This is a genomic window from Synechococcus sp. R70.1 (assembly GCF_047461675.1).
Taxonomy (GTDB): domain Bacteria; phylum Cyanobacteriota; class Cyanobacteriia; order Thermostichales; family Thermostichaceae; genus Thermostichus.
Genome location: NZ_JANSHR010000042.1, coordinates 1 through 24526 on the forward strand (window position 1 = coordinate 1; position 24526 = coordinate 24526).

The 24526-nt window shown below is 59.5% G+C and carries 25 protein-coding genes and 2 rRNA genes; 10 read left to right on the plus strand and 17 right to left on the minus strand.

Annotation, left to right across the window (positions count from 1 at the left end):
- Positions 1 to 981 (plus strand): 23S ribosomal RNA (locus NW807_RS06145); the annotation flags it as partial.
- Between the two features lie 44 nt (positions 982 to 1025).
- A 5S ribosomal RNA gene (gene rrf, locus NW807_RS06150) occupies positions 1026 to 1143 on the plus strand.
- A gap of 49 nt (positions 1144 to 1192) precedes the next feature.
- Here rrf and NW807_RS06155 read toward each other — a convergent pair.
- The 7 genes from NW807_RS06155 to rimP form a co-directional block, all read right to left on the minus strand.
- Positions 1193 to 1879 carry a hypothetical protein gene (locus tag NW807_RS06155; protein ID WP_414425570.1) on the minus strand — a complete coding sequence of 229 codons (687 nt, stop codon included), beginning with the start codon at positions 1877 to 1879 and terminating at the stop codon, positions 1193 to 1195.
- Between the two features lie 278 nt (positions 1880 to 2157).
- A complete protein-coding gene (gene nrdR, locus NW807_RS06160; RefSeq protein WP_414396609.1) occupies positions 2158 to 2679 on the minus strand; it encodes a transcriptional regulator NrdR in 522 nt (173 codons plus the stop codon).
- 86 nt (positions 2680 to 2765) lie between these two features.
- Positions 2766 to 4307 (minus strand): cryptochrome/photolyase family protein, encoded by a 1542-nt coding sequence (locus tag NW807_RS06165; protein WP_414425571.1) that lies wholly within the window; start codon positions 4305 to 4307, stop codon positions 2766 to 2768.
- Between the two features lie 2335 nt (positions 4308 to 6642).
- Positions 6643 to 7671, minus strand: coding sequence for a LysR substrate-binding domain-containing protein (locus NW807_RS06170; RefSeq protein ID WP_414409856.1), 1029 nt, complete (start codon positions 7669 to 7671; stop codon positions 6643 to 6645).
- 131 nt (positions 7672 to 7802) lie between these two features.
- Entirely contained in the window at positions 7803 to 8450 is a 648-nt protein-coding gene (locus NW807_RS06175) for a flavin prenyltransferase UbiX (RefSeq protein WP_414396604.1), read from the minus strand.
- A 63-nt stretch (positions 8451 to 8513) separates the two neighbouring features.
- Positions 8514 to 9881: a transcription termination factor NusA gene (gene nusA / locus NW807_RS06180; RefSeq protein WP_414425572.1), complete on the minus strand. Its 1368-nt coding sequence runs from the start codon at positions 9879 to 9881 to the stop codon at positions 8514 to 8516.
- Between the two features lie 61 nt (positions 9882 to 9942).
- Positions 9943 to 10416, minus strand: coding sequence for a ribosome maturation factor RimP (rimP, locus tag NW807_RS06185; protein ID WP_414396598.1), 474 nt, complete (start codon positions 10414 to 10416; stop codon positions 9943 to 9945).
- 301 nt (positions 10417 to 10717) lie between these two features.
- On the opposite strand from rimP, the gene NW807_RS06190 reads away from it, so the two are divergent.
- Positions 10718 to 11221 (plus strand): TIGR02652 family protein, encoded by a 504-nt coding sequence (locus NW807_RS06190; protein WP_414406149.1) that lies wholly within the window; start codon positions 10718 to 10720, stop codon positions 11219 to 11221.
- Positions 11222 to 11238: 17 nt separating this feature from the next.
- Positions 11239 to 12006 (plus strand): MlaE family lipid ABC transporter permease subunit, encoded by a 768-nt coding sequence (locus NW807_RS06195; RefSeq protein WP_414425573.1) that lies wholly within the window; start codon positions 11239 to 11241, stop codon positions 12004 to 12006.
- A gap of 7 nt (positions 12007 to 12013) precedes the next feature.
- Here the strand turns inward: NW807_RS06195 and NW807_RS06200 are convergent, their stop codons facing one another.
- From NW807_RS06200 to NW807_RS06235, 8 genes are all read right to left on the minus strand, one after another.
- Positions 12014 to 12811, minus strand: a complete 798-nt coding sequence (locus NW807_RS06200) for an ABC transporter permease (protein WP_414425574.1) — start codon at positions 12809 to 12811, stop codon at positions 12014 to 12016.
- Positions 12812 to 13232: 421 nt separating this feature from the next.
- Positions 13233 to 14183, minus strand: a complete 951-nt coding sequence (locus NW807_RS06205) for a LysR substrate-binding domain-containing protein (protein WP_414396588.1) — start codon at positions 14181 to 14183, stop codon at positions 13233 to 13235.
- 109 nt (positions 14184 to 14292) lie between these two features.
- Positions 14293 to 14868, minus strand: a complete 576-nt coding sequence (locus NW807_RS06210; protein ID WP_414425575.1) for a thermonuclease family protein — start codon at positions 14866 to 14868, stop codon at positions 14293 to 14295.
- Positions 14869 to 14970: 102 nt separating this feature from the next.
- On the minus strand, positions 14971 to 15441 hold the full coding sequence (locus tag NW807_RS06215; RefSeq protein ID WP_414425576.1) for a YqeG family HAD IIIA-type phosphatase: 471 nt from the start codon (positions 15439 to 15441) through the stop codon (positions 14971 to 14973).
- A 2-nt stretch (positions 15442 to 15443) separates the two neighbouring features.
- Complete coding sequence (gene mltG, locus NW807_RS06220; RefSeq protein ID WP_414425577.1) at positions 15444 to 16592, minus strand: endolytic transglycosylase MltG; 1149 nt, start codon at positions 16590 to 16592, stop codon at positions 15444 to 15446.
- A gap of 93 nt (positions 16593 to 16685) precedes the next feature.
- Entirely contained in the window at positions 16686 to 17435 is a 750-nt protein-coding gene (gene pyrH, locus NW807_RS06225) for a UMP kinase (RefSeq protein WP_414396578.1), read from the minus strand.
- Positions 17436 to 17560: 125 nt separating this feature from the next.
- Positions 17561 to 17896, minus strand: a complete 336-nt coding sequence (locus tag NW807_RS06230; protein ID WP_414406153.1) for a TMEM165/GDT1 family protein — start codon at positions 17894 to 17896, stop codon at positions 17561 to 17563.
- Positions 17897 to 17942: 46 nt separating this feature from the next.
- Positions 17943 to 18332: a TMEM165/GDT1 family protein gene (locus NW807_RS06235; protein WP_414425578.1), complete on the minus strand. Its 390-nt coding sequence runs from the start codon at positions 18330 to 18332 to the stop codon at positions 17943 to 17945.
- Positions 18333 to 18450: 118 nt separating this feature from the next.
- Here NW807_RS06235 and NW807_RS06240 point away from each other — a divergent pair, with 118 nt between their 5' ends.
- The 3 genes from NW807_RS06240 to NW807_RS06250 all read left to right on the plus strand — a co-directional run bounded on the left by NW807_RS06240 (position 18451) and on the right by NW807_RS06250 (position 20066).
- Positions 18451 to 19455 (plus strand): CobW family GTP-binding protein, encoded by a 1005-nt coding sequence (locus NW807_RS06240; RefSeq protein WP_414425579.1) that lies wholly within the window; start codon positions 18451 to 18453, stop codon positions 19453 to 19455.
- A 69-nt stretch (positions 19456 to 19524) separates the two neighbouring features.
- Positions 19525 to 19851, plus strand: coding sequence for a hypothetical protein (locus NW807_RS06245; protein ID WP_414396571.1), 327 nt, complete (start codon positions 19525 to 19527; stop codon positions 19849 to 19851).
- 2 nt (positions 19852 to 19853) lie between these two features.
- Entirely contained in the window at positions 19854 to 20066 is a 213-nt protein-coding gene (locus NW807_RS06250; protein WP_414396568.1) for a hypothetical protein, read from the plus strand.
- Positions 20067 to 20075: 9 nt separating this feature from the next.
- Here NW807_RS06250 and guaA read toward each other — a convergent pair whose 3' ends face one another.
- Positions 20076 to 21626 carry a glutamine-hydrolyzing GMP synthase gene (gene guaA, locus NW807_RS06255; protein WP_414396565.1) on the minus strand — a complete coding sequence of 517 codons (1551 nt, stop codon included), beginning with the start codon at positions 21624 to 21626 and terminating at the stop codon, positions 20076 to 20078.
- Between the two features lie 262 nt (positions 21627 to 21888).
- Here guaA and NW807_RS06260 point away from each other — a divergent pair, with 262 nt between their 5' ends.
- The 3 genes from NW807_RS06260 (at position 21889) to NW807_RS06270 (ending at position 24115) form a co-directional block, all read left to right on the plus strand.
- A complete protein-coding gene (locus tag NW807_RS06260; RefSeq protein WP_414425580.1) occupies positions 21889 to 22863 on the plus strand; it encodes a hypothetical protein in 975 nt (324 codons plus the stop codon).
- Complete coding sequence (gene rsmG / locus NW807_RS06265; RefSeq protein ID WP_414425581.1) at positions 22860 to 23666, plus strand: 16S rRNA (guanine(527)-N(7))-methyltransferase RsmG; 807 nt, start codon at positions 22860 to 22862, stop codon at positions 23664 to 23666. The genes NW807_RS06260 and rsmG overlap by 4 nt, the downstream gene beginning before the upstream one ends.
- A gap of 167 nt (positions 23667 to 23833) precedes the next feature.
- Positions 23834 to 24115, plus strand: coding sequence for an RNA recognition motif domain-containing protein (locus NW807_RS06270; protein WP_414396558.1), 282 nt, complete (start codon positions 23834 to 23836; stop codon positions 24113 to 24115).
- A gap of 50 nt (positions 24116 to 24165) precedes the next feature.
- Here the strand turns inward: NW807_RS06270 and NW807_RS06275 are convergent, their stop codons facing one another.
- A complete protein-coding gene (locus tag NW807_RS06275; protein WP_414425582.1) occupies positions 24166 to 24393 on the minus strand; it encodes a hypothetical protein in 228 nt (75 codons plus the stop codon).
- Positions 24394 to 24526: the final 133 nt, after the last annotated feature.

Below are 24526 nucleotides of genomic sequence, written 5' to 3' on the forward strand. Positions count from 1 at the left end.
CCGTAACTATAACGGTCCTAAGGTAGCGAAATTCCTTGTCGGGTAAGTTCCGACCCGCACGAAAGGCGTAATGACTTGGGCGCTGTCTCGGAGAGGGACTCGGCGAAATAGACTTGTCTGTGAAGATGCGGACTACCTGCACCTGGACAGAAAGACCCTATGAAGCTTTACTGTAGCCTGGAATTGGGTTCGGGCCTTGCCTGCGCAGGATAGGTGGGAGACAAAGAAGTACCCCTTGCGGGGGGTATGGAGTCGCCGGTGAGATACCACTCTGGCAAGGCTAGAATTCTAACTTTCTGCCCGGAAGCGGGGGAAAGGACAGTTTCAGGTGGGCAGTTTGACTGGGGCGGTCGCCTCCTAAAGGGTAACGGAGGCGTGCAAAGGTTCCCTCAGGCTGGTTGGAAATCAGCCGTTGAGTGCAAAGGCATAAGGGAGCTTGACTGCAAGACCTACAAGTCGAGCAGGGACGAAAGTCGGCCTTAGTGATCCGACGGCGCTGAGTGGAAGGGCCGTCGCTCAACGGATAAAAGTTACTCTAGGGATAACAGGCTGATCTCCCCCAAGAGTTCACATCGACGGGGAGGTTTGGCACCTCGATGTCGGCTCATCGCAACCTGGGGCGGTAGTACGTCCCAAGGGTTGGGCTGTTCGCCCATTAAAGCGGTACGTGAGCTGGGTTCAGAACGTCGTGAGACAGTTCGGTCCATATCCGGTGCAGGCGCAAGAGGATTGAGAGGAGCTCTCCCTAGTACGAGAGGACCGGGAGGGACGCACCGCTGGTGTACCAGTTATCGTGCCAACGGTAGACGCTGGGTAGCCATGTGCGGAGTGGATAACCGCTGAAAGCATCTAAGTGGGAAGCCCACCTCAAGATGAGTCCTCTGTTAAGGTCCCGGGAAGACGACCCGGTGGATAGGCTCTAGGTGGAAGTGCAGTAATGCATGCAGCCGAGGAGTCCTAACAGACCGTCTGCTTGACCCAGTTCTCCTGCCGTCTCTTGCTGTGCAGCTTTCAGGGTGTGGGGGTCTGGTGCTCATAGCGATGTGGAACCACGCCGACTCCATCCCGAACTCGGACGTGAAACGCATCAGCGGCGAACCTACTGGAGGGGTGACCCTCCGGAAAAATAGCTCGGTGCCAGACTCCACCACGCCCCCTCTCACCAAAAAGGGGCTGCTATTCCTGCTTGTTACTAGGGGCCTGCCGACGGTGCTTGAGGAGAGGGGGAACTGCTATGCAAGAAGGGTTGCACTGCTACGAATCCTAGTCCAAAAGAGCCAACCACTAAGACGATAGCTGCTGCTATCCAAAGTAGGGGGGATCCCTGGGAGCCATGGTGGTGATCCTGGGCACGCTGGTAGTCTTCGCTGGGATAGAGAGCTGGATTTCCCCTGTTCTTCATTAGCTCCTCTAGAGAAGGAAATTGGTACTTAACCTGGGGCGAAGGGGGCGCAGCAGGAGTTTCATGAGGAGGGCAGCTGGGAACAGCGGAGAAGTGGGCTTGGTGAAGCGACTCAGAAGGGGGCCCAGTTAAGCTCAAGGTAGGAGAGTAGCCATTGCTGGAGAAGGGTGAAGCTTCGCTGCGGGCTTGGCGCTGCTTAAGGCGATTGAGAAAGTCGTAGGGCGAGGAGGTTGGGTTATCCCTTCGCCAGGACGCTGTAGTAGCTTCTCTTTCGGAAGCAGCAGCTTGTTGACTTGAGTCAGCAAGCCGCAGGTTAAGTTGCTGCAGGCGCTTTAGGATCTGGCCCACGTGTCCCTGAATTTCTTGCTCGAGGGCAGCAATTTCTCCAGACAACTGCTGATGCAGGGTGCGCAAGCGCTGATTTTCCAAGGAGAGGCGGCTTACCTGTTGACGGGCAGACTCCAGCTCTTCGGCCATTTGTTGATGTACCCGGAGCGGCACTGTCCCAGGCCTAGGCTCAGTTTCCAGGGCCTCGGGAGAGGGAAAGCTGTTGTTGCTGCTAGGAGCTACAGAGAGGCTGGAAGCCCGAAAGTTGTGTTGCATAAGACCTACACTGTGAAATCTGGATCTTCTAAGGGTAGTGCTAAACGCCGCCTACCCCTGCCTGCCTAGCGCTAGGCCTAGGGCAAGCAGCGATTGCTACCCCAAGCATAGCGCCAAGCTTTGCGAATGGGAGCCCCTGGAGAGCATTTTCTCTACTTTGTGCTCCCTTCTGAAGCAAGGGAGTCCTGGAGGAGGCGCTCTAAATCCTGGCGCGACGGTCGTTCCAACTGCTCTAACTGTTCCAACTCGTGAGCAAAGTCTTTGATGTCTCGAAACCGACGATACACAGAGGCAAAGCGCAGGTAGGCCACCTCACTCAAGTGCCGCAGGCGCTCCAAAACCATCTCGCCAATGCGGAGGGTGGTTACTTCCTGCACATCTTCTAATTGGAGCTTCTCTTCGATCTCGTTGACCAGCTCTTCCATTTGCTTAAGGGTCACGGGGGTTTTCTCACAGGCGCGCATCACCCCCTGTAAGATCTTGTTGCGGTTAAAACTCTCTCGGGATCCATCCCGTTTAATGACCATGATGGGCATGAATTCGATGCGCTCATAGGTGGTGAAGCGATAGCCACAGGACATGCATTCCCGCCGCCGCCGCACGCTTTGGCCACCTTCTGCCGAACGGGACTCCAAAACACGGATTTCTTGCTTGCCGCAGCGGGGACATTTCATGACGTGGGCTCCTTAGAACCAAGTAGCACGCGAAAAAGGGTCTCCAATTCTAGTGAATACCAGACAGCAGGCCCAGGGAGTTGCCCCTAGGCATTGGACGTGGACTCCCACCAAGCAGCGGCTTGCGCTTGGATTTGGGCTTTGATCCCTGGCTGCAGGCGATCCAGGTGGGCCAGTACCCATTTCATCCTTCCCAGAGGAAGCAAGAGAGAACGATGGCGCAACAGGAAATCCCAGTAGAAGGTATTGAAGGGACAGGCCCGTTCGCCAACCTTCTCGCTGGGATTGTAGCGGCAGCGGCGGCAGTAGTCACTCATTTTGCAAATGTACTGGGCAGAAGCGGCGTAGGGCTTGGTGGAAAGCATGCCGCCGTCGGCAAAAAGGCCCATGCCGATGACGTTGGGCTGCATCACCCAGTCGTAGCTGTCGATGAAGACATCGTGAAACCAGGCTTCTACAGCTTGGGGCTGGATGCCGGCAATGAGCGAGAAATTGCTGAGTACCATCAGGCGCTGGATGTGATGGGCGTAGCCATGGCGACGAATCTGGCCGAGGGTGTGCCGCAGACAGGCCATGTCGGTTTCGCCCGTCCAGAAGAACTGGGGCAGGGGGCGGTGGTGGCCGAAGAAGTTCTTCTGGGCATAGCCGTTGGGCATTTGGTATTCGTAGAAGCCGCGCAGGTATTCTCGCCAGCCCAGGATCTGGCGGATGAAGCCTTCGGCCGAAGGGAGGGGGATCCCGCCGCGATGGTAGGCCTGCTCGGCAGCAGCGATGACTTCGTGGGGGGTGAGAAGTCCTAGGTTGAGGTAGGGCGAAAGGAGGGAGTGGTAGAGGAAGTCTTCCCCGGCTTGCATGGCGTCCTGCCAAGGACCGAAGTAAGGCAGGCGGTGCTGAATGAAGTCCTCAAGCACCTGCAAGGCTTGGGTGCGAGTAACAGCCCAGCCAAAGCCTTCCAGGGATCCGAAGTGGTGGCCGTAACGTCGCCGCACTTTCTCCATCACCGCCTGAGTGATGGCATCGGGGGGAAACGTCAAAGGGGGAGGGTAGCGCCGGCCAGGCTGGGGAGGCTGGCGGTTTTCCCGGTCGTAATTCCAGCGCCCGCCGAGGGGCTGGGAGCCGTCCATCAGAATGCGGAAGCGTTTGCGCCCTTGACGGTAGAAGTCCTCTAGGAGGAGGCGCTTGCGGCCTAGGGCCCAGTCGATAAATTGGCGAGCTGTCCATAGGAAGTGGTTGTTTTCTAGGACTAGGAGCGGGCAGGGGAGGACGGATCTCAGCTTTTCCACCTCCTCGCGGACGGGGATGTCGGCGGGCTGCATGAGGCGGATTTGTTGCAACCGGTTTTGCCTGGCCCAGGCTTGTAGAGGCTCGGCATAGCCCTCGGCTTCCACATAGGTGACGGGGTGGCCACGCTGCTGCAATTCCTGGGCAAAGTGGCGCATGGCCGACCAGACCAGGACCAGCTTTTGCTGGTGATGGTTGCGGGAGCTGGCCCAGGCGTGGGATTCGATGAAAAGAACGGGAACGCGGTGGGGGGGTAGAGTCGAGAGGGAGGCAAGGGCAGCTTGCTGCGGGTGGAGCTGATCGGGGAGGATCCAGACGCCTGTGGGACCAGAGGGTGGAACAGTCATGGGGAGGTGGGTACTGTCTAAGGGCAGCCCAAGTTGAGTGTAGCGTCGGGAATCAGGGCCAAGGCAATGGAGAGGGCATCCAGTTGGCTGGCGGGGGCAAGAGGACCGGGGGGGATCCCTTTGCTCACGGCCTGGGCCGTCCTAGGGATGGCGGCGCTGTTGCTGCTGCTGGTTTGGAACTGGAGCGATCCCCTGCCACCGGCCTGGGATGAGGCGCAGCACCTGTTGCAGGCGCAGGCATTTGGGGAGCACCTGCGGCGGTTTCGCTGGGAAGGGCTGTGGTGGCAGCAGTTTTTGCACCTGAACCAGCGCTACCCGCCTTTGGCCTATTGGCTGGGGATCCCGTTGGCAGCTCTGCACCCCTTTAGCCGGGCAGACGGGCAGTTGCTCAATCTGGCGTTGTTGGGGATCCTGACCCTGGCAACCCAGCGGCTGGGCCAGCGGATTTACCACTCCCAAGCAGTGGGCTGGCTAGCAGCAGCGCTGCTGTTGCTTTACCCAGGGATCGCGGCCCTGGCCCATGTGTACATGTTGGAGCTGCCGCTGGTGGTGGCGGTGACGTTGGCTTTCTGGGCGCTCTGGGCCTATGGGGAGGATCCCTCCTGGTGGGGGGCGGTGGGGGTGGGGGCAGGGGTGGCGGCGGTGCTGCTGACCAAGTGGACAGGGGTGCTGTTTTTGCTGCCGCCCCTGCTGGCTGTTCTGCTGGGGGTGAGGATCCCTTGGCTGGTGCGGCTGGCCCACCTGGCCCTGGGGATGGGGGTCATGCTGCTCTTGTGCTGGCCCTGGTATGGAGCCAACTGGCTGTTTGTACTCAGCAACGGCTGGGCCTATGCCGAGACTGCCCACTACTACCTCACCTGCCCAGCGGGATCCCTGTGCTGGTGGACGGCCTATTTGCGCTTTTTGCCCCTGCAAACGAGCCCTTGGCTATGCCCCTTGCCGCTGCTTTCGCTCTGGGGATCCCTAAGCCGGCGGGAGGCTCTCCTCTGGGGCCTCTACGGCTCGGGCTACTTGCTCTACACGCTGGTGGCCATCAAGGATGTGCGCTTTACGCTGCCGCTGTTGCCCCTGCTGGCTCTCCTCTCGGCGGGTGGGCTGGACAAAGTCTGGCGCTGGCTGGGGGGACGCTGGGGGCAAAAGGCGCTGCGCCAGGGAGTTGGCATAAGCCTAGCTCTGGGATCCCTGGCCCTCCTTAACCTGGGGCAGCCCCTCACTCCCGGCGTGGCTCCTCTCTGGAAAGGGATCCAAATGCACTGGCAGGGGCAGCACCCCCAGCAGGAGCTGACGAGATGGATTGGATCCCTGGTGCAGCCAGGCTTGACCACCACCCTAGGCGTCCTCCCCAACACCGAGTTGATTTCGTCTGAGACGCTCAGCTACCTGGCAGCTTTGCAGCGCTGGCCAATTACCTTCCGTAGTGCCGGGCAAACTCCCTGGCCGGAGGTGGAGCTGGCGCTCTTGGATGGGTTTGTGGACGCGGCAGGGGAGCAGGGAATTGTCGGCCCCTACGGTCCAGCCAAGGAGCAAATCCGGCAACTCCTAGACAAGAGTCCTGACTGGCAGCGGCAGCAGTTCGATCTGCCAGCGGTGGGCTGGCTGTACACCTACTTCCCCACAAAGCCCAGGGTTGTGCTGCAAGAGTTGCCTGCTCCGGCGGAGGAGGTGGAGCTGCTGCAGCTCAAAGGAGGAACCCAAGCCTGGCGGCTGCAGTGGCAGGGGCCAGCCCAGGACTTGGCCCGAACCCTCGTCTGGGCGCGACTGGAAGATCCCCAGGGGCAGGTCTTGGCCAAGCGGGCCTGGGTGGTTGGCCAAAACCGCCTGCTGCTCTACGCCCCCGGCAGTTGGCAGGTGGAGGAGATCTTGGCCTGGCCAGAGCTAGCAACAAAAGAAGGAATCCTCCACCTGGAGTGGCAATCCCCCCAAGGAAGGCGCCGGTCTTTCAGTCAGCCTTGGAAGGGATCCCGCGGCGGGAAAGGGGGATCCCCTATTTCCCCAGGAGATCCCCTCTTTCTCCTACGACAGGCGGCCAAGGCGGCTGTGCAGGGGGATCCCGAGGCCCTCTCCCTTTACCTCAACGCCTGGACGACGCTGCAATATCCAACTTTTCTCACCGATCCGGACCGAGCTTTGATCCGCCAACTGCTAGAGGGAGAACACCACTGGGCAGCCGCCCAGGGCCAGCGGGAAAAGCAGATCCAAAGCCACTACGAGCTGGCGTTGCTGGAGGTGGCTCTGTTGCGGCCGCAAGCAGCCCAGCAGCATTTTGAACAAATTGTCAAGTTGAATCCCCAAGACAACTGGGCACGGGCCTACTTGGCGTTTTTACGGGTCTTTTTTACCCGTGATTTCCAGGGCCTCCAGGGGCTGCGGCAAGAGCTGGTAAATGCTTTTCATCCTCTCTGCCAGAAAGCTGATCTGGATTGGAATTTAGAGGGGATCTGTGCTGCTCTTTTGCAAGAAAATCCAGCTCCATCTGAGAAACCTGAGATAGCAGGAAATCAGCAAAAGCCTTAGCCACAAGCGAAAGGCGCTTGGAGCGCAAATAGACCAGATACCAAAACCCCTGGATGGGAAACTCCTCCACATCCAAAATGGCCAAATGCTGTTGCCACCCCCCTAGAGCCAACACATGCTGGGACAAAACCGAAATGCCTAACCCGCCGATAATGCCCTGGCGAATGGCTTCGCTGCTGCCTATCTCCATGCGAATGTTGAGCTTTAAGTTGTGCTTGTCAAAGAGCCGCTCCACCGCCATGCGGGTGCCAGAACCGGGCTCGCGGGCCAAGAAGGGCTCTTGGGCAATGCGGGCCAAGGGGATCTGCTTTTGGCCTACCAAAGGATGGTGAATGGGGGCCATCACCACCAAGGGATTTTCCAGGAAAGGCTGGGCTACCACATCCAGATCCTCTGGCGGCATCCCCATCACGTAGAGGTCGTCCATGTTGTTACTCAGCCGCTCCAGAACTTGCTGCCGGTTTAGCACCTTCAGGGACACGTCGATACCGGGATACTGCTGACAAAACGCCCCCAGCAGGCGGGGAATAAAGTACTTGGCAGTGGTGACGACCCCAATGCTCAGCCGCCCCTGTTTTAGTCCCTTCAGGTCAGCGAGGGTCATCTCCAATTGATTCAACTGCTCAAAGATTTTCTGGCAAGTCTGGTAAAGAGCCTGGCCGGCTTCTGTAAGGTAGAGCCGCTTGCCGACCTGCTCAAACAGGGGCAGCCCCACGGCTTTGCTGAGCTGCTTGATCTGCATCGAAATCGTAGGCTGGGTCAAGTACAACTCCTCAGCGGCGCGGGTAAAGCTGAGGTGACGGGCGGCAACCTCGAAGATTTGTAACTGGTGCAGCGTGAGCGTCTTCATGTTAATCAGAGGGTGCAATGACTTGCTCTTGAATCATAAACCAGGATCTATGTCTCCACGGGGCCAGCCCAGGGAAAGAAAACCAACCGCCAAAAAACGCGGCCGGGAGGCCCTCGCCTTGGCTACGGGGTTTACTCCTCAGAGGACAACTTGAGGATCTGGCGCTGACGCATCCCTTGCCAGCGCTGGATGAGGTGGCTGTCGATGCCAAATTGATCCAAGGCCTTCACCACCACAAAATCCACCAGATCTAGGATGGTGCGGGGTTGGTGGTACCAGGCCGGAATGGCGGGGACAATGCGCGCCCCTGCCTCTGCCAAGGTGGTCAGGTTGCGTAGGTGAATGAGGCTAAAGGGAGTTTCCCGGGGCACGATGACCAGGCGGCGGCCTTCCTTGAGCTGCACATCGGCAGCCCGCTCTAGCAGATCCGAACTCAAGCCGGCAGCCAGCTTGGCCACCGTGCCCATACTGCAAGGGATCACCAACATCCCCTGGGTGCGGTAGGAGCCGCTGGCAATGGCCGCCCCTAGATCTTGCCAGCGGTAACAGACTAGGGATCCGCCCTCGCTTTCAGCCTGCTGTCGCCAAAACTGGGCCTGCTGCTGGGGATCCGCCGGCAAGGGCACTCCCTGCTCCCCCTGCCACACCTGGTAGGCCGCTTTAGAGACCACGACTTCGACGCGGTAATCCAGGCTAAGCAGAACGTGCAGGGCGCGCACGGCATAAAGCATCCCGGAGGCGCCCGATATGCCCAGGATGATTGGTGGGGAGGAGTTCAAGGGTAAGTGAGGAGAGGCTTCTATCGCTTCTATCTAATTTATCGACTGGCCAGACCCACCGCTCTAGGCCTTGGGCTGAGCAATGTCAAACTCGGCATCGTAGTCGAAGTCCTCCTCTTCCTCAACCCATTCTTCCTCCAGCCTCTCGTCTGCTTCCAGCTCCTCCTCCAGGCGGAGCTTCTGCGGGTACTCCTCTTCCAGTTGCAGAGCAGCCTGCTTTTCCCGCCGCCGGAAGCGTTCTAAGGCAGCTGGCGTGATGAAGGGATAGGGCAGTCCTTGGGCCTGCGCCTCCTCGAGCGCCGCTCGGTAGCTCTCCACTTCTTTGATGTCGATTTTCCAGCCAGTAAGGCGGGCAGCTAGACGGACATTTTGTCCCTCTTTGCCAATGGCCAGACTAAGCTGGTCACTGGTAACCAGGACATGGGCTTGTTGGATCTCTGGATCCACCAGCCGCACCTCCACCACCTTAGCTGGGCTGAGGGCGTTGGCAATGTAGGTGGCCGGATCCGGCGACCAGCGAATAACGTCAATTTTCTCGTTGCGCAGCTCCGCCACTACGGCCTGGATGCGGGATCCCTTTGCCCCAATGCAGGCCCCCACTGGATCCACATCCCGCTCTAGGGTATCGACGGCAATCTTGGTGCGCGGTCCCACGTTGCGGGAAGGTGGGTTGGCTTCTCGGGCCACAGCCACGATGCGCACGATGTCCTCTTCAATCTCCGGCACCTCATTGGCAAATAGGTTGACCACTAGGCCAGCATCAGCCCGGGAAACCAAAAGCTGGGGCCCCCGCCGGGATCCCTCGTGGACTTTTTTGAGGTAGACCTTCATCACCGCGTTGGGGACGTAGCGGTCGCTGGCCAGCTGCTCCTCCTTGGGCAGCGCAGCCTCCACCTCGGGCCGACCAAAACCGCTGGATACGGCCATGATCACGGTCTGCCCCTCCGTGCGCAGCACCCGTGCCTGCAACACGGTCTTTTCCAGGTCGCGAAACTCCTCCTGGATGAGGCGGCGCTGCTGGTCGCGCAACCTCTGGGCCAGCACCTGCTTGGTTTGGATAGCTGCCATGCGGCCAAACTCCGCCTGTTGGGGGGTGACGTCGTTGGTGACTTCCCAGCCAACTTCGGCTTCGGGGTAATCCTGCTGAACCTCGTACAGCGAGATCTCGTGATCCGGGTCCCGTACCTGCTCAACGATGGTTTTGGTGGCTAGAATGCGGAAGCCCCCTGCCTCCACATCCAGTTCCACCTCGAAGTTGCGGAAGTGGTCTTCTGGGAAAACGACGTCTCGCTGGATGGTTTTGCGGTAGCGCTCGTAGCCTTTGAGCAGCGCCTCTCGCAAGGCTTCAGTAACCACATGGCGGGGCAAGTTGCGCTCCCGCGAGATCATCTCCACCATTTCTGCCAAACCTGGCAGAGGTACCATTGCCATAGCCTATCCTCCTGAGGAAACTGGCAACTGGAATCCTAAAGGGGAAAAGCAGGGGCTACAGCTACTCGGCTTCGGCCTCGGAAAGGACAACCCGCTGCACTGAGGCGCGGGGCAACTGAACGCGCCGCCCTTTGAGGGAGAGGATAACTTTCTCCTCATCGCGACCCAACAGATGCCCTGACCAGACGGCTTTGCCCTTGTAGGGGGGATCCACCGTCACCTCCACTGCAAACCCTTTAAAGACGGTGAAGTCACGGTCGCTGATGAGAAGGTTGCTGATGCCGGGGCTAGAGACCTCCAGAACATAGTGCCCAGGGATGAGATCCACCCGATCCAGCTCTACTTCCAGGGCTTGGCTCATGGCTTCGCAGTCGGCATGGCTGGTTTCCCGCTCTGGATCCAAGGGGCGGATATCTACCCGCAGCACCGGCGGATACTGGTTGGTGTGGAAGGCTATTTGAACCAGTTGGTACCCCAGCCGAGCAGCCACAGGACGGGCCAAGCTCTCCAGCTGGGGGATAAGGGGGTGAACCATAGCCAATATCGCCAACTCGGTGGAATAGCCAGAGCCCAGCCCATGGAGCCAGAGCTGGCAGCAGGGGCATCTTCCCTCTGAAAAAGCAAAAAAGTGGGCGTTACCCACTCCCCCTTCTTATCGCGGAGGCTCTGCGGGATCCACCTGCAGCCTCAAGGGAGATCGCCCAGGCTTTTCCCTACGTCAATTCTAGAGGATTCCGGCGGATTTTGCCAGAGGGATCCCTGAGGCCAGATCCGCAAAAGGCAACCTCTATAATTGTGGACAGCCGCCGATTTGCCCAGGCACGCAGGGGTTTCCTATGACCGTTGCCTTTTCCTATCCCATTTTCGGCCCCAGCATTCCCTGCCCCCACTGTCGACAGACCATTGCAGCCCTCACCCTGACCGATACCTATCTTTGCCCTCGTCACGGCGCCTTTGAGGCGGATCCCGAGCAGGAGGAGCTGGTTCACCTGCAGTCGGGGCGCCGCTGGCGTCTCTGGGAAGGCCGCTGGTATCGCCAACACACCCACCCCGATGGGATCCGCTTTGAGATCCACGAGGAGCTGGATCGCCTGCGCCTGCAGGGGATGCGGGCCACCCAGATTATCGTTGCCGAGCGCTATCGCCCCTTGCTCACCCCCTACCTAGACCAGGGATCCTCGCGTCGCCCTGGCCCCCCCCGCCTCTACGGTTTGCCGGTCAGCTTCAGCTCTCAGCTCCCCGAAGGGGCGGGCGGATCCCCGCAGCGCTGGCGAGTGATTAACTTTGAGCTCATCTGCGAGCCAGATCCGGTTGTGCGGCAGCTGCAGCTCTGTGACTGAGGCGTAGCGCGGGGCCCATGAATTGGTTCCAGCGGCTTGGCAGCAGCTTTCTGCTGGCTGGTCAGGTGACCCTACACCTCCTGCAGGGCCGTATCCACCGCCGCAACACCCTGGAGCAACTGGCAGCGGTGGGGTTGGACTCGCTGCTGATTGTTTTGATTACGGCGGTGGTGATTAGCGGCGTTTTCACCATCCAGGTAGCTCGAGAATTCCTCAACTTTGGGGCCTCTTCTCTAGTTGGGGGGGTTTTGGCCATTGCGCTTGCCCGCGAGCTGACGCCAGTGGTAACAGCGGTAATCCTAGCCGGACGCGTGGGATCCGCCTTTGCCGCAGAGCTAGGCACGATGAAGGTCACTGAGCAGATCGACGCCCTTTACCTGTTGCGCACCGATCCGGTGGACTACTTGGTGATCCCACGGGTGCTGGCGGCGGGGCTCATGCTGCCGGTGCTCACCATCCTCTCCCTGCTGACGGGGCTAGTTGGGGGAATGATTATCTGCGCTTCGGTTTACAACATTTCTTCTTCTGTCTTTCTTACCTCAGCGCAGACTCTCCTCACCGCTTGGGATTTAATCGTCTGTTGCTTGAAGGCGATGGTGTTTGGCGCGCTCATTGCCATTGTTGGCTCCAGCTGGGGCCTTTCCACGAGGGGGGGGGCCAAGGGGGTGGGGCGCTCCACCACGGATGCAGTTGTAACAGCGTTGCTGGGCGTGTTTGTAACCAACTTTCTGATTTCTTGGCTCGCCTTCCAGGGGCTAGGTAGCGCTCTTAGCCGCGCGCTGTAGCCCCTCTCTAGCGGTATTGTTGCTGGCGCGAGCGGCGGAGCAGGGGAAGTCCCATCACTGCCACCAAAGTTGCCAAGATGATCACGGTGGAGAGGGCGTTGATTTCTGGCGTCACTCCTCGCCGCGCCATGCTGTAGATCAAAATGGGCAGGGTCTGGCTTTCGGGGCCACTGGTGAGGAAGGAGATCACAAAGTCATCTATCGAAAGGGTAAAAGCCAGTAGAGCAGCAGCCAGGATCCCTGGCAGGGCAAGCGGCAGCGTGACGTGGCGCAGCTTCTGCCAGGTGTTGGCATAGAGGTCGTAGGCAGCTTCTTCCAAGGCAGGATCCAAAAGCTGGAGGCGGCTGCGCACAACAAGGGCCACAAAGGCAATCTGGAAGGTGACGTGGGCCAAGATCATCGTTCCCAAGCCCAGCTCAAACCAGCCGGTATAGGCGCGCACCAGCTGGTAAAACAGCAGCAGCCCAACGGCCATCACGATATCGGGGAGGGCTACTGGCAAAAGCAGCAGACCCTGCACCATCTTTTTGGCGGGGAAATGGTAGCGGTAGAGGCCGTAGCCTAATAGGGATCCCAGCAGCGTGCTAGCCAGGGTGCTGGCCCCTGCTAAGACAAAGGTATTTTGCGTTGCCTGCCAAACTGCGGCATTGCGAAAGAGAGCCAGGTACCAATCGAGGGTAAAGCCGGTCCACACCAGGCCAAAGCGGGCGCGGTTGAAGGAATAGACGGCAATGAGCAAAATCGGCAGGTAGAGAAAGCCATAGATGGCATAGCTCACGCCCCGTAGCCAGATGGGTCTTCTCACCAATCTGCCCTCCCTGCCGTCAAACTCCTGCCTTGCCAGAATCCACCTACCCCTTAAGTTTATAGACATCTCCCCTTTGGCAAACCGGGCCCTGCCTATAGCTGTCTCGGGGGAGGGGTGGTACTCAGAAGCTCTCGCCCAAAGGTAGGACTTGCTCTGCAGGTAGGCCCCTGGCAAGATCTGAAGCTGCGCGCCAGGGATTGCCTCTGCCTAGGTCTTGGCAATGCCAAGAGGGAAGGGTGTCGTCTCGCTTGGCGGCAACTACCAGGGTGGGCTCTCCTCACTAGTTTGCTCTGGGGAAGTGACGCCTGGGGTGGGGATCCCTCTGGCGGGGTGGTAGGCGGTCAAAGGCCTCTGGTCCCCTTCGCAAGGCAAGTACTTTCAGAGCCGCAGTCGTTCCAACAGCTCCTGCTTTTGCAGCTCAAGCCAGCAACTGCAGGTGGCGCGGAGGCGTTTTTAGCCAGTCCTGGTAGCCCAGCAAACCCTCGCGAAAGCGGGTGGCCGCTTGCGACTGGTAGCGCTCGGGGTTGTAGGCTAGCCAAAGGGTGCGCCGTATCTGCAGCCCTTCCACCTCTAGCTTTTGCAGCCGCCCCTGCTCCAAGTCGGATCCCACGGCCGCCATTGACAGAAAAGCCACCCCTAGGCCGGCCTGGATGGCATTTTTGATAGCCTCAATGGAACTGAGCTCCAGCCGCACCTGCAACTGCGCAGGGTTAATGCCGTGGCGACTCAGGGCTCGGTCGATAGTCTGCCGCGTGGAGGATTGGGGATCCAGGGTAATAAAGGGCAGCGTCACCAAATCGCCTAGAGCAGGAGCAGCAGGGGTGCAGCCGGGGGCGCCAACCAAGACATACTCATCCTCTGCCACAGCAATTACCTTCAGATGCCGCTGCAGTTCAAACGGGATCTCTCCCCCAACTACGGCCAGGTCTAAGCGACCGTCAACCAGCTTTTGAGCAATTCGCCGAGTGGATTGCACCAAGAGCTGCACAGCTATGCCGGGGTAGTAGCGGTGGTACTGGGCAATTAAAAAAGGCATCACATAGGTGCCTACCGTTTGGCTAGCCCCCAACACCAACTGTCCCCTTCCCATCTCCCGCACCTCGGCCAGGGCCTGAACGGCCTCCCGGCAAAGCTTGAGGATGCGCTCGCTGTACTGAAGCAACACTTGCCCTGCATCCGTCAGCTCCACCTTACGCCCGCTCCGGTCAAACAGCACTACCCCTAACTGGCGCTCCAGGTTCTGCACTTGCAAGCTAACCGCCGGCTGGGAGATGAATAGACTGTCAGCGGCCCGACGAAAACTTCCCTCCTGGGCAATGGCTTGGACGATGAGGAGCTGATCTAGGGTAAACGGCAATCCATCGGCCATAGAGAACTCCAACTGCCGGTGTGGATCCTCAAGGATCTGGCTGGCGGCGCCAAGAGCCCCCTCGAGATACCACTATAATGCGACCAATAAGGCAAAGTAATCAGAAGCCCTAGCGGGGGCTATAGGGGGCCCAATAGCCTCGGCCCTGCCGCTTTGCAGCATTGGCAGCTTCCTTGAGGATAAGTCCGTACTTGAGGCCATCCGTTTGCCTTGCTAGCAGGCCATGCCCCAAAAACAGCACCTCCTGGTTGATGAGGGTGTGGGCCTGCCAGACGTAGGCGGGCAGGGTTGGCCCAGGAGCAAGGGCCGGATCCAGCTCTAAGAGCACCTCGCGCCCCAGCAAAGTCGTTTTTAGGTATTGGCCGGCAGCGTAGATAGGCAGAGGGGTTTGCCGCCGCAGCTCTGTCCAAGTAGGGTTGATCCCCCCTGGCAAGGGATCGACCCCAATCAGGTGCACCAGCCGCGCCTGTAAGTCCCCTTCAATTTGCACAACCAGGGTGCTGGAGTCAACTACCCCAATGACTTCTGCCCGTTTGAGCTTGGCGAGATCGGGACGGGCCACTGGGGTCAGGCCCCAGGCAGGAGAAGCGGCAACGAGCAAGGGCACGGCCAGCAGGCTCCTCAACCAACTTCGTCCATGGGGTAGAGACGGAACTAAGCGCAGGGATTTTTGCAGCATGGGCATTACCTGTTCCAGGGCAGATTTGACGAGGGGGAGGGGTTTCTACTGGGCCGCAAGGGGGGATCCGGCTACCTCGTCACTTTACAAAAAACTTGGGCCAAGGGGTCAGCTTGGCAGAATTTGCTGCCGTTTCCCTGGGCCGACCCCGTTGACCAAGACGGTCACCAAGCCCAGCCGGTTGCCCGCCAGAATATCCGTCCACCGGCGATCGCCTACTATGGCCACTGCCTCGACCGGCAAGCCCATGTGCGCCACAGCCTGTCGCAGGGCGCGCCGCGAGGGTTTGCCAGCCCCGTGAATGAAAGGTAGGTTCAAACGCTCACCAATTTGCCGAATGCGGTTGCGGTTGAGGTTGTTGCTCACTAGCCAAATCTGAAAGTGGGGGCGCAACTGCTCTAGCCAAGCCGCTACTGCTGGATCCACCTCGGTCTGACGGCTCGGCACCAGCGTGTCGTCTACGTCAAAGATGATGCCCCTTACCTGCCAGGCCCGCAGCTCCTCTGTCTGCAGCTGCAAGACAGTGCCATCCACGACCACATCCGGCTGCAGGAGCTTAAACCAAGGCTTGCGAACCATCGCTAGGGACTTGTTGGCGAAGGAGGTTGCTGGAGTTGACTAAGAATTTGCCGTTGGGCCGCCTCGTGCTCCGCTAGGGTTCTGCTGAAAACGTGGGTGCCATCGTAGCGGGCCACAAAGTAGAGGTAGTCGGTCTCCTCAGGCTCCAAAACAGCTCTCAGGCTGGCCAGGCCAGGGTTGGCAATGGGGCCAGGAGGCAGGCCGGGGTTGAGGTAGGTGTTGTAGGGGGAGGGGGTGCGCACCTCGGCAAGGGTGAGACGGCGGGCTGGGGTTTGCTGGATGTTGAGGGCGTATTCTACGGTTGGGTCGGCAGCCAGCGGCATTCCTGCTTTGAGGCGGTTCAAAAAGACGCCTGCAATCAGGGCTCGCTCTTCTGGCACTGCAGCCTCCCGCTCCACGATGCTGGCCAGGGTGACCCACTCGTGCAGCGAGAGAGGGGTGGCATGCTGCCGAAACAGGGGCAGGGCCACCTCGGCAAAGCGCTGCAGCATAGCGTTGATGACTAGCTCAGCCTTCTGGCGATCCGGCAGGGATCCCTCCAGCTGCTCGGCAGGGAAGAAATAGGTGTCGGGGAAGAGGTAGCCTTCTAGGGAGCTGAGGTTGGGAGGCAGCCAATCGAGAGGAGGGATCACACGAGCCGTGGCGATGAAGACCTCGGCTGGGATCCAATTGCGCTCGGCCAAAGCCTCCGCGATCTGTTGCATCCGCCAGCCCTCCGGGATGGTGAGCCGCCGCTGCAGAATGCGGCCCTGTCGCAGTTGCTGGGCCACTGCCAGCATGTCTTGGTTGGGATCCAGAGCGTAGGTGCCCGCCTGAAATAGCCAGTTGCGCCCCAAGGTGCGGCTCCACAGCTCCCAGGCCAGCGCCGAGCGGATCACCCCTGCTTGCTGGAGTTGTCTCCCAATCTGGCGGCTGCTGCTGCCCGGCTGAATCGTTACTTGGATTGGCTCTGAACCCCCCACTGGCTGAAGCCAGGTTTGCCATCGCCAGTAGCCCAATCCTCCTGATAGAACCAGCAGAAAAATCAAGCTCTGCCAAAAACGCTGGCTCCCACGCTTGCGGAGGTGCTGCACAGCAGCCAGGGGTGCCTCAGCGCTTTGCTTTGCAGAGCGCTTGGACGAGAGGGGATCCCTGGGCCCCTGAGCCGTCATCGCCTTTCCATGGCGGAAACCCTGCCCCAGCCTGCCTTGGTTGTCAGCAGCAAAATCATCATATCCTCCCCTGACCTCCAGCCAGTCGGAGCCCTAGGGAGAAGGCTTGTCGATCCCGTTGCTCCCCGAACTCCTTTGGCCAATCCAGGTGCCGATGGGCTCCCCCTGCACAGCCCGATAAATGTTGCCAGGGGTAGTCAAGTCAAAGACGACGATGGGGAGTTGGTTTTCCTTGCAGAGGGCAATGGCCGTACTATCCATCACCCGCAGATCGCGGGTCAGCACATCCTGGTAGCTGAGGACATCGTAGCGGCGGGCCTGGGGGTGAGTTTTGGGATCGGCATCGTAAACCCCGTCCACCTTGGTGGCCTTGAAAATGACTTCGGCGTCGATCTCCGCTGCTCGCAGGGCTGCCGTGGTGTCAGTGGTGAAGAAGGGGTTGCCGGAACCCGCCCCGAAGATCACCACCCGCCCTTTTTCCAGGTGACGAATGGCGCGGCGACGAATGTAAGGCTCTGCCACCTCCTGCATGGCAATGGCCGTCTGCACGCGCGTCGGGATCCCGGCCCGCTCAATAGCATCCTGCAAGGCCAAGGCGTTGATGACGGTGGCCAACATGCCCACGTAATCAGCAGAGGCCTGATCCATTCCCTGCGCAGCCGCCTCTTGGCGCCCACGCCAGATGTTGCCCCCTCCCACCACAATGGCCACCTGTACCCCGGCTTGCACCACCGTGGCTACCTCGTTGGCAATGAAACTCAAAACCTTGGGGTCGATCCCGTAGGAACGATCCCCCATCAGGGCTTCGCCACTTAGCTTCAGGAGAATCCGTCGGTATTTCATAACTCCTCCGCTCCAGCCCACCCCTGCAATACAATAGCAGGTTTAGGGGCGAGCTCCCCGCCAGGGATCCAGCCCTAGAGGACAGGGCCGTTCCAATCGCGTAAGCGGGCCGTAGGCCTTACCTCCTAGCCGCCGGCAGCCAGGGACTCTCCCAGCAAGCCTAGGCCAATGAGAACAAATCCCACGCCCGCCAGGGTTCTCATCCAACGTGGGGGGAGTATCTTCGCCACCCAGGCTCCGGCCCACACCCCGAGAAAGCTAGTGCTGATGAGGGCCGCAGCAGCCCCGCAGAAGATTACTGTCAGGTCTTGCGAGCGGGCACTGAGGAGCAGCGTAGCCAATTGGGTTTTGTCGCCCATTTCGGCCAGCAGAATTGAGGCAAAGCTGACCAAAGCAGCCCGATTGGCTATTTGCCGGAGAGAAAAAGAGGAGGCTGGACTACCGTTTTCTCGGTTCACCACGTTCCTTTATTTACCCTACTCGTTTGGGAGCAGTTGTCTTGGAAAGCTAGCCCTGCTCTAGGCGAGCACTCTGCCACTCCCGCCACAGCACATAGACTCCGATCATTAAAAAGCCCACTCCCGCCGCCCACTCTACCCAGGCTGCCGGGATCACCTGACCTAGCCACCCGCCCAACAGGACACTGAGCAAGCTGGCGGTGACCAAGGCACTGGCCGAGCCAAAAAAGATTGCCCAGGGAGACTGGGACTGGGCGCTGAGAAGCAAGGTTGCCAACTGGGTCTTGTCACCCATTTCCGCCACAAAAACCGTTAAAAAGGTAACCAGCCAAAGGTGCAGTGGCGATCCCTCTCCCAGGTTGTTCTCAGAAGCAGAGGTTACAAGAGGTAGCGGCAGGGCTAACCCCAACTGCTCCGGCCAAAAGGGCAGCAAAGCCATAGCGCCCGCTTCCTAACCGCCTTCATTAGCTTACTGCATGGCCTAGCCGCTGGAGCTAGTCCCCTGCAGACGCAGGTAAGGTAGAAGGAAGTAAGGACATCCACTTGGGCAGCGCGCTATGACCACAACCCTTGAAGTGCCTAAGCGGGGCTTACCCGTTACCATCATCACCGGCTTTCTGGGGAGTGGGAAAACCACTCTCGTAAACCACATCCTCAGGAATCAAAAGGGAATGCGCACGGCGGTGCTGGTCAACGAGTTTGGGGAAATCGGCATCGACGGCGAGCTGATTATCTCCAGTGAAGAAGACCTGGTGGAGCTGAACAACGGCTGCATCTGCTGCACCATTCGCGATGACATTGTCGACAGCGTGCTGCGCCTGATGGAGCGCTCGGACACAATCGACTATCTGGTGGTGGAAACCACTGGGCTGGCGGATCCCTTGCCGGTTGCCCTCACCTTCTTGGGACCAGAATTGCGGGATCTGACGCGGCTTGATTCGATTATCACTCTGGTGGATGCTAGCAACTTTGCCCCCGATCTGTTCCACAGCGACGTAGCCTACAGCCAAATTGCCTATGGGGACGTCATCCTCCTCAACAAAACTGACCTTGTCGAAGCGGCAGAAATTGAGCGCTTGGAAAAACGCATCCGCGAGATCAAGGAAGATGCCCGCATCTTGCGCACGGTCAACAGCGTTGTTCCCCTAGAGCTCATCCTAGATACCGATCTATTTCAGCCCAGCTCCCTGCCCCAGGAGGAAGCCCACGACGCTGAGCACGACCACGAACATGACCATGAGCATGGCCACTCGCACCACAGCCACATCGAGGTTGAGGGTTTTAACTCCCTCTCCTTTGAAAGCGATCGGCCCTTCTCTCTGGACGCCTTCCAGAACTTTCTCAACGAGTTGCCTGAGGCGGTCTTTCGGGCCAAAGGGATCCTATGGTTTGAAGAAAGCCCAGAGCGGTATATCTTCCACCTCAGCGGCCGACGCTACACCCTCAGCAGCGATGAGTGGCCTCGCCAGCCCAAAAACCAGTTGGTGCTCATTGGCCAGCACCTCGATACGGCCAAGCTGCGGCAAAAGTTGGAAGCCTGTCTTGTCCCTGCGCCGGTCTAGGGTTAGGAGTTAGTCGGGCCCTGTTCCAGCAGCCTTGCGAGGGGAGCCTTGAGAGAGGGCATCCCGCCCATGGCCGACATTTTTGTGATGATTCGCAACCAAGCCAACAATGCCCTCACTTCCATCGAGGGGATCCCTTTTGTCGCCTTCTTGGAGCAGGAGGGGAAACGGATTGGGGAAGAAACCATCGAGTTAATCTACGCCGACGCCGGCTTTGATGACCTACCCGTTGGGGAATACATTGTGGGAGTACGGCACGGGCGGGTGGAACCGCCAAAAGCCACCTGCCCAGTAGTCATCAGGGCTGTCGATGAAGTTGTTTTGGTAACATTTACATACCTTGAGCCCGAGCGGGTACTGCTGAACACTCGCATTGCTGTGGAAAAAAGGCTGTAACCATGACCGTTAAAGCAATCCCATCCCACTCCATCAAAGCTTTCCGCTATCGAGTGTTCTGTTTGGGACAGGATCTCTGGAAAGCCCAGGATCCAATTAGCCGTGCCAATTTGGCCCTGCAACTGGCCGATGCCGCTACAACCTTGGCCCGCCTGGAAGTCCAAGCCGCCCAGGCTCAGCTTTCCCACTCTCTCCCGAAAGCAGGCCCTCGCTAGGGATCCCGTCTACTCCCATTCGATGGTGCCCGGAGGCTTAGAGGTGATGTCGTAGACCACCCGGTTGACACCCGGAACCTCGTTGACGATGCGGTTAGAGATGGTGGCCAAGAGGTCGTAGGGCACCCTGGCCCAGTCTGCCGTCATGCCGTCCTCGCTGGTAACCAACCGCACCACTACCGGGCAAGCATAGGTGCGCTTGTCTCCCATTACCCCCACCGAGCGCACTTCTGGCAGCAACACGGCAAAGGCTTGCCAGAGCTTGGAGTAGTAGCCAGAGCGGTTAATCTCTTGGCGAACAATCATGTCGGCCTCGCGCAGGATCTCCAGCCGCTCTTGGGTAACCTCTCCTACAATGCGGATGGCCAGCCCCGGCCCTGGAAAGGGGTGACGATTAACGATTTCTTCCGGCAGGCCCAAGGAGCGAGCCAGCTGCCGCACCTCATCCTTGAAGAGCTTGCGCAAAGGTTCTACCAGCTTAAAGCGCAGATTTTTCGGCAAGCCGCCGACATTGTGGTGGCTTTTGATCTTAACGGCAATCCGCTCCCCAGTTACCGGATCCACGTTGGTGTTGGCCGACTCGATCACATCCGGGTAGAGAGTGCCCTGGGCCAGGTACTCGAAAGGACCCAGCCGCTGCGACTCCTCCTCGAACACGCGAATGAACTCTGCCCCAATGCGCTTGCGTTTTTCTTCTGGGTCGGTAACCCCCTTCAACTGCTGGAGAAAGCGCTCTTGAGCATCTACATAGTGGACGGGGATGTGGAATTGCTCCTGGAAAAGGCGCAGCAGCCGCTGCGGCTCGCCCTTGCGCATAAACCCTTGGTCGATGAACACGCAGGTGAGCTGGTCGCCAATGGCCTTGTGCAGCAAGAAAGCCAGGGTGGAACTATCCACCCCGCCGGAGAGAGCCAGCAACACCTTCTTGTTGCCCACCTGGGCGCGAACCTCTCGGATGGCCTCCTCCAGAAAAGCCTCCGTGGTCCAGGTGGGCTCGCAGCGGCAGATGTGATAGACAAAATTGCGCATCAGGAAAGCGCCGCCCTCGGAGTGGGCCACCTCTGGGTGAAATTGCACTCCGTACAGACGACGGACGGGATCGGCAATGGCAGCAAAGGGAGTGTTGTCCGTGGCGGCCAGGGCGTGAAAGCCTGGCGGCAATTCAGTGACCACGTCCCCATGGCTCATCCACACAGTGCTGTTTTCTGGCAGGTTGGTGAGCAGGTCAGTGGGATCCAAAACATGGAGGGCGGCCCGGCCATATTCGCCTTTGCGGGCAGGCTCTACCCGGCCCCCCAACTGTTGCACCATGAGCTGCATGCCGTAGCACACGCCTAAGATGGGGATCCCCAACTTCCAGATCTCCGGGTCGCAGGCGGGAGCACCCGGCTCGTAGACGGAGCTGGGGCCGCCGGAGAGGATAATGCCTTGGGGCCGCAGTTGCCGCAGTTGTTCGGCGGTGGTGCGGTAGGAGAGAATTTCCGAATAGACCCGGGCTTCACGGACGCGACGGGCAATCAGCTCCGAGTACTGGGAGCCAAAGTCGAGAATGACGATCATCTGGCGCTGCACCTTGAGGGGGAGCCGGAACGCTTACCCAGGGCCGGATGAACAGCAGGGCCAAGAGATTAGCTGGGGATAACATCGTAGCAAGGACAGAGAGCTTTCCTGCATGCATCTACCCTGGAAAACTTCTCGCAGAGGAGCTTTTGGGGCAAAACCGCCCCCTGGATCCCTGATAGAGTTTGCCATCGGCCAGGCCTGAAAGCGGGCAGAATGAGGATAGCGCTCTAGGCCAGTGGGCATAGCGCCAGGGATCCCTATGTCCACCCTCGTTGCCGAATCCTTTCAAACCTATCTACGTCGCCGCCGACATCTGCTAGCCCGCCGTTTCAAGCACCAGCAAGGGTGGGTTGCGGTTTTGGCCCTCTTGGCCTTGTACTTGCTCGGTTGGGAGGCCCTGGGCAAGAGTCAGCTGTTACCGCTCCCGTGGCTAGTGGTGATCCCGCTGCTGGGGGGAGGGCTCTACAGCCTAGGCGCCGCGATGATCTGGAGGCTGCGCCAGCGCTGCTCCGCCCAGCTTTTGGCCGAAATGATCAGCTTGCCCCATTTGGCTTTAGCTGCCTTGATCTGGCTGGGTCTGGCCATTTGGGGAGAGCAGCTTTCCCCTTTCCTGCTACGCCAAAAAAACCAACTGTTGGCCGGCCTGGTACTCAGTTGGCTGGTGGCCCAGGGGTGGAGTTTTCTGCGTCCCGGCTCGATGGTAGAGGTGGGACAACTGTGGGCCGATTACCTGCAGGAGCTACGGGCTTCGGTGCTACAGCCCTGCTACTGCCGCCTGGAGGCCTGTCGCCAGGCGCTGCGCTCCTATCAGGCTATTTGGCAAGACCTCCAACTGGAAGAGCTGGAGGCCCAGCACCTCGTCCAGCTCCTGTCTGAATCCCTGCTGCCGCTGGCCTTGCCCCTCAAAGTCTACGCCCGCCAGGTTCACCACTGCTGTCAGCAGCTAGCAGCCCTGCTGGCGCAGATGCAGGAGCGGGTGGAGCGGCTGGAGCAGGTGCTTTTGGAGGTGGAGCTGGAGTTGGCTGCCTGTCAGCCTTTCCAGGCTCAGGCCCAGCCGATTAACCTCTTGCTGGAGGAGGGGATCCCCTGCCAGGAGCTGGATTTGCAGGAGTTGGTTTGCCTAAACCAGGAACTGCTGGGGGCGGATCGCTCTTTGCAGGGCTTGACCCAGGAGCTTAAGGGTTGGGCCGAAAAAGCCATCCCTGCCGCCTTGAAGCTGAGCCTCCCAGGATGACCAAAGCCGAAAAGACCCCGCTGGTTCCACTGGAGCCCCCCGAGCTCAAGGCGCTGTGGGCAAGGTGGCTAGCAGAGCTGGGTTGGCAACCCACGGAGCGCCAGCAACGGCAACTGCAGCAGCTCTACCCCCTGGTGATGGCCGGCAACCGCACCCAAAACCTCACCCGCATCACTGACCCCATCGACTTCTGGGAAAAACACCTGTGGGACTCGCTGCGGGGCCTGTGCTTGCTGGGTCCGTGGGAGGTCATTCAAACCCAGCCCTGGCGGGGCATCGACGTTGGCACTGGAGCAGGCTTTCCAGGGATCCCGGCCCAAATTGCCCTACCCCAGGCCAGCTTTACCCTGCTAGATAGCACCCAGCGCAAGATTGCCTTTGTGCAAGGCGTTTTGCAGCAGCTCTCCCTGGCCCAGGCGCGGGCAGTGGCCCAGCGGGCGGAAGTTTGGGGGCAAGACCCGCAGGAACGTGGCAGCTACGATCTGGCCCTGGCCAGGGCTCTGGCCGCAGCGGAGATCTGTGCCGAGTATTGTCTGCCCCTACTCAGGGTGGGAGGACGCGCCATCCTCTATCGTGGCCATTGGACCGAGGCCGAAGCCGAAGTTCTAGAGCGGGCCCTCTCCCTTTTGGGAGGGAAACTGGTTCACATCGAAGCCTTCACCACTCCCCACAGCCACAGCGTGCGCCACTGTCTGCTGCTGGAGAAAGTGGCTCCCACACCAGCTCTCTATCCCCGCCCTCCTGGTGTTCCCCAACGTCAACCCTTGGGGCGGGGCAAGCCTTCCCAAAGGTTGCAATCCTGAATTTCCTGGCTCGGGGATGTCTGCAGAAAATTTTGGAGGGGGGAGTTTGCAAATGCTGCTGCTAGGACTAAGATGGGGTTGGCATCAGTTTCGGATCAAGCCAAGGGTCTAACCAGGCGAGCTTCCGAACTGAGCGCTAGAGGGTAAAGTTCGGAGTTCGCAGGGTTATGACCATTTTTGTCGGCAACTTGTCCTTCAAGGCCAGTGAAGAAGACCTGCGTCTGGTTTTTTCTGAATACGGCACTGTCAAGCAAATCAAGATTCCAGTAGATCGCGAGACAGGCCGCAAGCGAGGTTTTGCCTTTGTGGAGCTGGAAAACGAAGCCGACGAGCAGAAAGCTATCGAAGAACTGGATGGAGCTACTTGGATGGGCCGAGATTTAAGAGTTAACAAGGCACTGCCGCGTCAGGCCAGCAGTAGCCGAGGTGCTCGTCCCTCCCGCTTCTAGGTCGTCAGGTTGCCGTGTTGAGGGAGTAGCTGGCGTACATCCCCAGCAGGCTACCGCTGACGCCAAACAGGGATCCCAGCAACCTCACTGGGTGTAGTCGAGGCACTAGCAAGTAGGAGAGTGAGGCCCACCCCTGTCAGCACGCTGGCGTTGCTTACCTTCAGGATGTTGCTGAAGAGAAAGTGGCTGAGCTCGATGCGGGCCCGCTGGAGGATCCCCAGGGAAAAGAAGGCGGAAGAGACGATCCGAATGGGAGGATCCCTCTTGGGAATCAGCACTTAAGGAACAGCCTAGTGCTGAGACGATGGCTAATTCGCGCCCTGGGGGTGCCAGCAGTCTTTGCCGAGACCACCCCTAATCCCGCTCTCATCCAAACGGTTGCCGCCGAAGCGGGGGTTCAGGTAGCCGAAG